At 44.6% G+C, this 10,520-nt stretch carries 8 protein-coding genes; all 8 read left to right on the forward strand.

Translation table 11 applies throughout. The annotated features are described in order from the left end of the window. Window positions 1–2 precede the first annotated feature (2 nt). The 8 genes from D1155_RS11805 (at window position 3) to D1155_RS11840 (ending at window position 10,374) form a co-directional block, all read left to right on the forward strand. Window positions 3–1,472: a PLP-dependent aminotransferase family protein gene (locus tag D1155_RS11805; protein WP_160202615.1), complete on the forward strand. Its 1,470-nt coding sequence runs from the start codon at window positions 3–5 to the stop codon at window positions 1,470–1,472. 270 nt (window positions 1,473–1,742) lie between these two features. Next, window positions 1,743–2,738, forward strand: a complete 996-nt coding sequence (gene argF / locus D1155_RS11810; RefSeq protein WP_160202616.1) for an ornithine carbamoyltransferase — start codon at window positions 1,743–1,745, stop codon at window positions 2,736–2,738. A gap of 208 nt (window positions 2,739–2,946) precedes the next feature. Next, window positions 2,947–4,164, forward strand: a complete 1,218-nt coding sequence (gene arcA / locus D1155_RS11815) for an arginine deiminase (protein ID WP_160202617.1) — start codon at window positions 2,947–2,949, stop codon at window positions 4,162–4,164. 64 nt (window positions 4,165–4,228) lie between these two features. Then, the gene (gene arcC / locus D1155_RS11820; RefSeq protein ID WP_160202618.1) at window positions 4,229–5,173 is read left to right on the forward strand and encodes a carbamate kinase; all 945 of its coding nucleotides are present in this window, start codon (window positions 4,229–4,231) and stop codon (window positions 5,171–5,173) included. A gap of 367 nt (window positions 5,174–5,540) precedes the next feature. Then, window positions 5,541–6,716 carry an Rpn family recombination-promoting nuclease/putative transposase gene (locus D1155_RS11825; protein WP_160202619.1) on the forward strand — a complete coding sequence of 392 codons (1,176 nt, stop codon included), beginning with the start codon at window positions 5,541–5,543 and terminating at the stop codon, window positions 6,714–6,716. Window positions 6,717–6,876: 160 nt separating this feature from the next. After that, entirely contained in the window at window positions 6,877–7,638 is a 762-nt protein-coding gene (locus D1155_RS11830) for an AAA family ATPase (protein WP_160202620.1), read from the forward strand. A gap of 2 nt (window positions 7,639–7,640) precedes the next feature. Then, window positions 7,641–8,843, forward strand: coding sequence for a 2-hydroxyacyl-CoA dehydratase family protein (locus D1155_RS11835; protein WP_160202621.1), 1,203 nt, complete (start codon window positions 7,641–7,643; stop codon window positions 8,841–8,843). Then, on the forward strand, window positions 8,836–10,374 hold the full coding sequence (locus D1155_RS11840; RefSeq protein WP_160202622.1) for a 2-hydroxyacyl-CoA dehydratase family protein: 1,539 nt from the start codon (window positions 8,836–8,838) through the stop codon (window positions 10,372–10,374). Before D1155_RS11835 ends, D1155_RS11840 begins: the two co-directional genes overlap by 8 nt. Window positions 10,375–10,520 lie beyond the last annotated feature (146 nt).

Here is a 10,520-nt window from a genome sequence, read left to right on the forward strand (position 1 = left end):
CCATGCAGGTGGTTGTAGATAGGGAGAGCAGAACGCCAATTTACTGGCAGATAGCAGATCAGATTAAGGAAAAGATTATCAGCGGACAAATGCCTGACGGCTTTGTGCTGCCGTCAGAGCGTGCTTTTGCCCAGATGCTGGGAGTACATAGAAATACTATTATTAAAGCCTATACTGCCCTGAAGGATGAAGAAATTGTGGAGTCTGTTCGCGGCGTAGGGTACCGCGTTGCCTATCAAAGTAAAGACTTTTACGAGCCGGATGTTCGTAAAAAGGTTAATTGGAGTGCGGTGATTAAAGATGAATATCAGGATATGGAACGAACCTTTGACGAGATTTTTCAGAGAAGTTCCGATGCAAATAATATTTCTTTTGCCACCGGTTTGCCGCCGGCAGTGTATGATGAGGCGAATCTTGCGGCGGATTTTGCAGCGATTTTAAACGAGCAGGGAGGAAAATCCTCCTTTTTGACGCCTTATCAGGGCGATTTGGAACTGCGGCAAAGGGTGATCTCTTATCTGCGTACCAAAGGTATTAAGGCTGGGCTTAATCAGGTTCAGATTTTGTCGGAAACCAATCAGGCGCTGGACTTTATTGTAACTGCTATGCTGAAAGAGGGTGACAGGGTTATTGTGGAGGAGCCGGTATCGCCTGATGTTTATCGGGTGATCAAGCTGGCAGGCTGCAAGGCAGTTACAGTGCCGGTGGATCAGGACGGTATTGTCTGCGATCACTTGGAAGCGCTCATTGAAACCCATAGACCGAAGTTTATCTATGTCAATTCCAGTTATCATGATCCGACCGGAAACATTTTGTCGGTAGAGCGAAGAAAAAAGCTGCTGGAGATTTCTAATCGGTATAGACTGCCTATCGTAGAGGAGGACGCTGCGTCAGAGTTAGCCTTTGAAGATGATGTCATGCCGACGCTGAAAGCTATGGATAGGAGTGAAAATGTAATTTACATTTACTCTTTCTCCCTGACCTTTATTCCTGGACTTTCCATGGCATTTGTCGTGGCGCCGGAAAAGCTGATTAAGAGTCTAAGTTATTTGGTGTCCATTCGCGTAATGACCTTGGACTGGATTACCCAGAAGCTGCTTGCCAAGTACATTACCAGTGGAAAATTTTATGAAAATGCAAGGCGCATTACAGAACTGAACCGGGAGAAGCGGGATTTGATGTGCGGATTCTTAGATCGGCTGGTGCCTCTGGGGCTTTCTTATGAAAAACCGCGGGGCGGTGTATATGTGTGGTGTCATCTGCCGGAAGGTGTAGACGGCAAAGAGGTTGCGGCTGTCTGTACGCGTTGCGGGATTTCTATCGTGCCTGGAGACATTTTTTATCCTAACAAAAATGGCGGCAGAGACTGCATACGCCTTAATTACTCTTTTGAAACCAAGGCACGAATCAAGCTAGGAATGGAGAATTTGATTGAGATTATTACAAACCTTGCGCAGAGGACTTCCTTATAACTGATATTTTTTGATTTTGCGATAAAGCGTCGCCAGACTGATATTTGAGCTGGCGGCGCTTTCTTACGTATAATAACAATGCTTGATTGTTTGTAAACGGTTCAATCACGGGGTTGGTTGATTTTAGTAGTTTTTGGAATATACTGGTACTTTAAAAAATAAAAGTGCTGGTACTTTAATTTTTTGACAAATATAGTATCATTTTTAGTAAAGAGAGTTAAACTATCTGATATGAACGATTTTTAACGAAATGAAAAGGAGAACACACCAATGGCAGTAAACTTAAAAGGAAGAAGTTTCTTAACACTTATGGATTTCACACCAGAAGAAATCAGATACATGCTTGACCTGGCACATGACCTGAAGGCAAAGAAAAGAGCTGGTATCTGCAATCAGATTTTGAAAGGCAAGAACATTGTTCTGCTGTTTGAGAAAACTTCCACAAGAACCAGATGCGCATTTGAAGTGGCAGCAATGGATGAAGGCGCTGGCGTTACATTCCTGGATTCCAGTTCCTCCCAGATGGGCAAGAAAGAAACCATGGAAGACACTGCAAAAGTATTAGGCAGATTCTACGATGGTATTGAATACAGAGGCTTTGACCAGGAAGTTGTAGAAGGACTTGCAAAATATGCTGGCGTACCTGTATGGAACGGTCTGACCGACGTTGACCACCCGACTCAGATTCTGGCAGACCTTTTGACTATCGAAGAACATTGCGCTAAACCGCTGAACAGAGTTAAAGTTGTATTCAGTGGCGACGTTAGAAACAACATGTCCTACGCTTGGATGTACGGCTGTGCTAAGATGGGTATGCACTTTGTTGCTTACGGACCGGACGAGCTGGCAAAAGAACTGAAACAGGATGTTATCGCAGAAGTACAGGAAGTTGCAAAGAAAACTGGTGCAACTATCGAAGTATCATCTGATCCGGCTTGCTTGAAAGGCGCAGATGTCATCTATGCTGACGTATGGGCTTCCATGGGCGAAGAAGCAGAAATTCCAGAAAGAGTTAGACTGCTGACTCCGTTCAAGGTAACAGAAGAATTAATGGCAGCAACCGAAAATCCGGATTGCCTGTTCATGCACTGCCTGCCTTCCTTCCATGACTTTGAAACAAAGATGGCAAAGACCCAGATGGAAGCTGGTTACGACATCCGCGAAGTCACCGACGAAGTATTCAGAAGCAAGAACTCCGTGGTATTTGACGAAGCAGAAAACAGAATGCATACGATTAAGGCTGTTATCGTTGCTACAATCGGCTAATCTTTTTGCCCAGACTTTGCTTAGCTAGGCAAAATGGACAGCGTAGGGATACGTTATCCTTGTGGCTCTGTTCTGCTTCAAGGAGCGGAATCTTTATAAGACAATAAATCTTGCTGCCGCGGGTCTTTTCCGGCTTGCGGCAGTTTTATTCCTGAGGGATGCCGAATCTTTTGGTTTGGCTCATAAGAAAATTTTGGGGGAAAGAATTATGAAACCAGGAATTCACAACTATTCTGAAATAGGAAAATTAAACAAAGTACTTCTTCATAGAATTGGCGAAGAAGTAGAAGGTCTTGTTCCCGACAACTTTGAAAGACTGTTATTTGATGACATTCCTTTCTTAAAAGTTGCACAGCAGGAACACGATAGATTTGCGGAGGTTCTCAGAGAAAACGGCGTAGAAGTTGTTTATTATGTGGACGAAACTGCAAAGGCGCTGAAAGACCCTGCGGTCAAGGCAGAGTTTTTGAACAAATTTTTAGACGAAAGTCACTTGAATTCCATGGGCGTCAGAGAGGCGATTTACGATTATCTGATTAACATGGATGAGAAATCCATGGTGGCAAAGCTGATTGCGGGCGTGAAGAGAGACGAAATCGATGTACAGACTAAGTCTTTAGCAGACTTTATTTCTTCTTCATATCCGTTCTATATGGAACCGATGCCGAATCTGTACTTTACAAGAGATCCGGGCGCATGTGTCGGAAATGGTATCAATATCCACCATATGAGCACGCTAACCAGAAGAAGAGAAGCATTGCTTCTGAAGTACATGTTCCTGCACAATAAAGATTTTGCGCCAGAAGGCTCTCAGATATGGTACGACTATGACCACGAGTATTCCATCGAAGGCGGAGATGTGCTGGTTCTTAATTCAGAAACCGTTGCAATTGGACTTTCTGAAAGAACGACAGCGCCGGCGATCGAAAGATTTGCAGAAAACATGCTGAATAAATCTACGTTCAAGAGAGTATTAGTATTTGATATTCCAAAGAGAAGAGCGTTCATGCATCTGGACACTGTATTTACTATGGTTGACTATGACAAGTTTACCATTCATCCAGAAATCGAAGGACCTCTGCAGCTCTTTGAAATCACATTAGGTAAAGACGGAAAAGCAAACTTCAAATCCGTTACAGATTCCTTAGACCACATTCTGGGCAAAGTGCTGAATCTGCCTGCAGTTGATCTGATTCGCTGCGGCGGAAACGATATGATGGCTGCACAGAGAGAGCAGTGGAACGACGGTTCCAATACCCTTTGCATTGCGCCGGGCACAGTTGTTACTTACGAGAGAAACTATGTAACCAACGATCTGCTCGATAAAAAGGGCGTAAAAGTACTGACAATTCCAAGTGCGGAATTATCCAGAGGCAGAGGGGGTCCAAGATGTATGTCTTGCCCTGTAAACAGAGATGACCTGTAATGCTTAGCGTATTGACAGGCACACAGAGTGTAGAACAAAATTAGAGTATTAGGAGAATTACAATATGGCAGAGAAAATTGTGATCGCCTTAGGCGGAAATGCTTTGCAGTCCGGAAAGAGCGAAGCGACAGCTGAAGCACAGCTTGAAGTTGTTAAGAAAACTTGTGAATATATTGCAGATATCAGCTGCAAAGGTTATGAAATCGGTCTGGTTCACGGAAACGGACCGCAGGTCGGCAGAATTTTGCTGGCTTCTGAGACAGCAAAAGATGTTACCCCAGCAATGCCGTTTGATGTTTGCGGCGCTATGTCCCAGGGTTACATCGGATATCATCTGCAGCAGGCGCTGAAATATGCACTGAGCAAAAAAGGCAGAAATCTTCCTGTTCTGACTGTTGCAACACAGATGGTTGTGGAAAAGAGCGACAAAGCATTCCAGAACCCGACAAAACCAATCGGTCCGTTCTATTCAGAAGCAGAAGCAAAAGCTTTAGAAGCAGAAAAAGGATACACAATGAAGGAAGACGCAGGCAGAGGCTTCAGAAGAGTAGTAGCTTCCCCACTTCCTAGAAAAATTGTTGAAATCGACGCAGTAAAGAAACTATGGGATACATCTATTGTGATTTCCTGTGGTGGCGGCGGAATTCCTGTAGTAGAAAATGCTGACGGTTCCATGGAAGGTGTGGCAGCTGTAATAGATAAAGACTTTGCAGCAGAACTTCTGGCTGAACAGGTTGAGGCTGATGTACTGATGATTCTGACCGAGGTAGAAAAAGTTGCAATCAACTTTAATAAACCGGATCAGAAGAATTTGGATAACCTGAATCTGGAAGACGCAGTTAAATACATCGAAGAAGGACAGTTTGCACCTGGAAGCATGCTGCCGAAGGTAGAAGCTGCGATGAAGTTTGTCAGAGCATATCCGAACAAGAAAGCTATCATCACTTCTCTTGATAAGGCTATTGACGCATTAGAAGGTAAAACTGGTACAGTTATTACTTTCGCATAAACAAAATAGATATACTGACAGAAAGCACCCGTATGGAGACTAAATCTCTATGCGGGTGTTTTCATGATTTGATTTTGGAAAATAAAAGAAGAATCAAGAGATTAAGGGAAAATAAACCATTTTTGGGAGTTGCTAAAGGGGAAGTTTTATGCTAAAATAGGATAGAGGTAAAAAAGAATTTGCAATCTAAACAGTCATATTGGCTGTTTTTTCTTTTTGCCTCTTTTTTGTTGATAACATATGAGGGAGGTATTAGACATGAAGAAACAATCACTATTTGAAAATAAACGAAGAGGATTTTTTAATCTATATGACGACTGCCTTTTCGCCCCAGCTTTAGCTGGATAGGCGAAACGGACAGCGTAGGTTGCGAAGCAACCGGAGGAGTGAGCGCAGCGAACGTTGGGTATTTCATTATATTTTCTCCAGGGATGCGGAGGAAAATAAGCAGGCACTGATTGCAATTATCAACGTGATATTGGGACGAGAGGCAGATCCGATAGAGTCTATTCAGATTATGAACCCATACATTTACGGGGAGAAACCCTATATGAAGGGTGCGGTTTTGGACATTAAGGCGCAAACCAGTCTGGGAGAGCTGTTGGATATTGAAATGCAGAATGGAAACTTGGAATTCTATGCTGACCGTTCTGTTTTTTACTGTGGAAAATTAATTAACTTATCATTGGAAAAAGGGGAAGACTATGATAAAATGAAAAAAAGTATTGTAATTTCAATTGTGAAGGGGAATGTGCTCCCGCAAACGAAGAAATTACATAGTACCTTTTACTTTTTGGAGAGTGAGGAACATTTTAGGCTGTCGGAGACTGCAGAGATTCACTTTGTGGAGCTTGAGAAAGTGGATGTGCATAAGTCGATAGAGGAAATGGATCCTTTGGAGCGTTTGGCAGCGTACATGCTTTTTGCAGGAGATCGGACGCAGGAGATGTATGTGCAGGATTTAATAGAGCGAGGAGGGGAGGCTGTTACGATGGCGGAAAGATTGTTTAAAGAATTAACAGAGGATCAGATAGCCTTTGAGATGCGGGAACAGCAGATTAAGACAGAGCATGCTTTAGCAACCCTGCGATTTGTAGAGGAAAAGCGTAAGGCGGAGTTGGCTCAGAAGGAAGCCGACATGCAGAAAAAGGAAGCTGATGTGCAGAAGAAGGAAGCTGATGTGCAGAAGAAGGAAGCTGATGTGCAGAAGAAGGAAGCTGATGTGCAGAAGAAGGAAGCTGATGTACAGAAGAAGGAAGCTGATGTGCAGAAGAAGGAAGCTGATGTACAGAAGAAAGAAGCTGAAGTTGAATCCCGACAGGATGAATTAGACATTCAACAACGGGCACTGGACATTCAACAGAAGGAATTAGATGTTCAGCAGCAGGAATTGGACATTAAACAGCAGGCGTTGAGCGTGCAACAGGAGCAGCTGCATGCGCAGCGGAGAAGTATTGCGATTACACTAAAAAAGGCAGGAATTGATGTTGCGCAAATTTCGATTTTAACAGGCCTAAGTATAGAAGAGGTCTCTTCATTATGAAGAATAATGAAGCGCATAAAAGAACTGAAAATCCAAGCGGATCAAAATGATGTTCGTAAGGGAATTTCAGTTCTTTTTCTTTCTCTGATTTCCAAGGAATCTTTGACCTTTCTGTATCCACTGTGCTATACTGATAAGAGTAACAAAAGGAGGCAAATCTATGAAACATCAACCGAAAATCATTGCAGTAGCAGGAAAAGGTGGGGTTGGAAAGACCTCTGTTGCAGCGGCGATGATTAAAGTTTTAACAAAAAAATATCCAGACAAACGGATTCTTGCTATCGATGCAGATCCGGCAGTGGGTCTGGCAACGGCTCTTGGAATCCAGCCAGAAAAAACCATCGACGATATTCGTATAGAGGTGGTGGAAACTGTGGAAGACGGGCAGACCAAAGCGGCAATTGAACTGCTGGGGGAAGCCAGATATAAAATCTTTGAAACATTGACCGAAAAGGATGGATTTGCTTTTATCGCAGTGGGAAGACCCGAATCGGCGGGCTGCTACTGCAAAATTAATACATATTTGAAAGATGTGATAACCTTGCTGTCAGAGGAGTTCGACTATATCGTCATCGATGGAGAAGCGGGTATTGAGCAGATTAACAGGAGAGTGATGGAGAAAGTAACGCATTTGCTTCTCATCACCGATCCGAGCAGGAAAGGCATTCAGGTCATACAGACTATCAAGTCCGTAGCAGAGCGCCTAGTTATGTATGAAGAAGTTGGTGTTATCATCAACAGAATTTTGTCTGAGGAAAGCAAGCGAGCTATCCACATAGATGAGTTACCTGTTCTGGCAGAGATTATGGCAGATGGAAAACTCAGCCAGTTTGATCTGGCGGGAGAGAACGTATTCTATCTGCCAGATGATACGGAAATTGTAAAAGGCGCTGCCAGAGCATTGCAGCAGATAGGAGTATAGACTTGAAGGACCTGAAACATCTATTTTATTTTGAAAAACTGTTAGAGGAAAGTCATAATGATTTGGTGCGTGAGGCACAAAGCCGAGGAGATATCGCTATCGGCAGCGTCTGCGCATTGATTCCGGAGGTGCTGCTCAATTTGTCGGGGACTTTTGCTGTGCGGCTTCGTGCGCCTAGGACTGGGTCCATTGAAATGGGTACCTACTATATGACCAGTTTACTTTGCGAAGGGTGCAGAGCTTATTTGGAAAGAGCTTTAGAAGGCGGCTATGAGTTTCTCGACTGCATGCTGACCCCGGATGCTTGCGCACAGATGAATCGGTGCGTAGAAAATATTGAAAAACAGGGACTTTGCAGCAAGGAACATTTCTTTGTCACCTATGCAGACGTGCCTATGAAAGCAGATGAAACTGCGCTGAAACACTATGTAAAACAAATGCGTCTTCGGGTACTTGCTCCGCTTCACGAAGCTTTTGGCATTGACGTATCTGACGCTGCGCTGTTTCAGGCGGTAAAGGCACAAAACCAGATAAATGAGCTGATTCGCAAAATTGGTGATTTTAGAAAAACAGAAAATCCGGTTATCACCGGCTATGAGTTTGCGGTGCTGTGCCTTGCTACTTATTGCTGTCCTCATGATCTTTTGGTTGAAAAGCTGACGGAAACCTTGGAAGAATTGAACAGCAGGGAGCCTGACGAGAAGTCTCCGTACCGCGTGCGAGTCGTTATGGCTGGCTCTGAAATCGACGACCCGGCGCTAATTAAACTGGCGGAGGAAGCCGGCGCTTATGTGGCGGCGGATCGTTTTTGCTTTGGCTCTCTTCCGGGCAGAGAGGAAATTGTGATTGAACCTGAAGAAGATCCACTGACAAGTATTTGCAGGCATTACATGGAGCACGGGCAGTGTCCTCGCTACATGAACACCGATAAAATTCGCGAGAGAAAAACTTATATAGATGCACTGGCGAAGGAGTACAACGCGGACGGTATTATTTACCAGTATATGAAGTTTTGTGATTACTGGGGCTACGAGCAGGCTGCAGCGACCCACATCATGCGTAAGGACTATGGATATCCTGTACTTTCCATCGACCACCCTTATGTTGTAGGACAAAGCGGGCAGCTGCGCACCCGCATACAGGCATTTGTGGAAAGTATAGAAATTAAGAAACTGGCAGGTCAAAAGGAGACGAAACATGAGTAAAGAAGCAGGCGGCAGGAAGCTAGGCAGTTTGTATGACGGAAAAAAAGCGAGAAAACGCAGAGAGTGGCGTGGCTTTAAAGATACTTGGTACGCCTATACACAATGGCTGAAAATCTGGAAAGTTCTCATTAAGTTTGCGGCAAAACCAAGAAACATTAAAGGCTTTTTCCGTTATCGTTGGATGCTCAATTTTTTGGCGGTGCCGGATTTTTTTGACAGACATACAGAAGGCATGCGAGATGTGCAGCTTCGAATGGCACACACCGGTCTGGGACTGATTGTAACTGATATGTGTGAAATGGTAGAGACGATTTTTAAGGCGGACCCGCGTATCGGCAACGACAAAGCACTCAGCGACCGCATTGTTATCTTTGATGAAAATATGATGAGTGAGATTATGAATGGATTTCCCAATCTGCGGTGGCTGTCGGTAGAAGTTCCATCTATTTATACCAGCGCCATGATGAATCAGACCGGCGTATCTCACTATATCGACGTAACCAGCAGATTCGGCATTCCGGGAGACGTATGTCCTATGCCGGCGGCGGAGCTTGGTCTTGCCATCGACGACGATTTTCCTCTTATTGGCAAATGTGCGGTACAGTGCAACACCACTTGCGACGGCAGCGCTATGGGAAACGGGATTGAAGCCATGCGCTTTAATATTCCGACTTTCCAGCTGGCAGTACCCATTCGCCATACCCAGGAAAGTGTGCAGGATTATGCGGCAGATGAGATTAAAAACTGTATTCGCTTTATAGAGGAAAATACCGGCGAAACCTTTGACTGGAACGCATTCTTTGCTTCTATGAAAACCTTTAACGCAGAGAGCGAGCTGACAAAGGAATGGCTGGAAATGTCCAGAACACCGTATCCGCAGGTCATTGGAGACAATCTTGCTCTTTATCGCTACGGTGTGTATCAGGCTGCAGGCGGGCGGAATATGGAATTCCTGGAAACTGACCGCAAAATCACCGCCTTGGCGCAGGAGGGTTATGCGAAAAAACTGCCTGTGGCAAAGGAAGTCAGACATAGAGCTATTACTTGGGGTGTACAGGCGGCATATTATACAGCTTTTCCGATTTGGCTGCAGAACTGCTGGGGGATTGCGGCTCTGGCAGATATGCTCAGTCTGGTTTCTATGGAGCCGATTGATACCGAAGACCCGGAAAAAGCCATTTATGATCTGGCACATCTTTACGAAAACATGATTATGCGCAACCGCTCTAACGGCGGTTATGAAGTGGGCGTCGAGGCCCTTTGGCGCTACTGCGAATATTTTAACTGTGATATGGTTATTATGTATGCGCATATGGGCTGCAAAGCCATGAGCGGGTATCACGGCATTTTTGAAGAGGAAGCCCGCAAGCGCGGCATTCATCTGATTTGGGTGACCCATGGGCTGATGAAACCGGAGGACGCGTCTCGGCAGGACATGCGGACAGAAGTCAATCGCTATATGCGTACCGTGCTTCGTGAAGAACCAGTAGACCCAACCCTTGAGGAGTTCGACGACGCAAAGTGCTGGTAATGGAGTTGTCCCAATTTCCGAAGGAAATTGATGGAAACTCCTTATGCTTTAGCGTCCCACGAGCAGAGTGAGTGGCAAGACGCTAGTCGTATAATGGAGTTCACCTGCTCCAAAACTTGTTTTGGTAAAGCAGACCTTATGCTTTG

Origin of the sequence: Anaerotruncus sp. 80 (assembly GCF_009936115.1) — a bacterium.
Lineage (GTDB): Bacteria > Bacillota > Clostridia > Peptostreptococcales > Anaerovoracaceae > Senimuribacter > Senimuribacter intestinalis.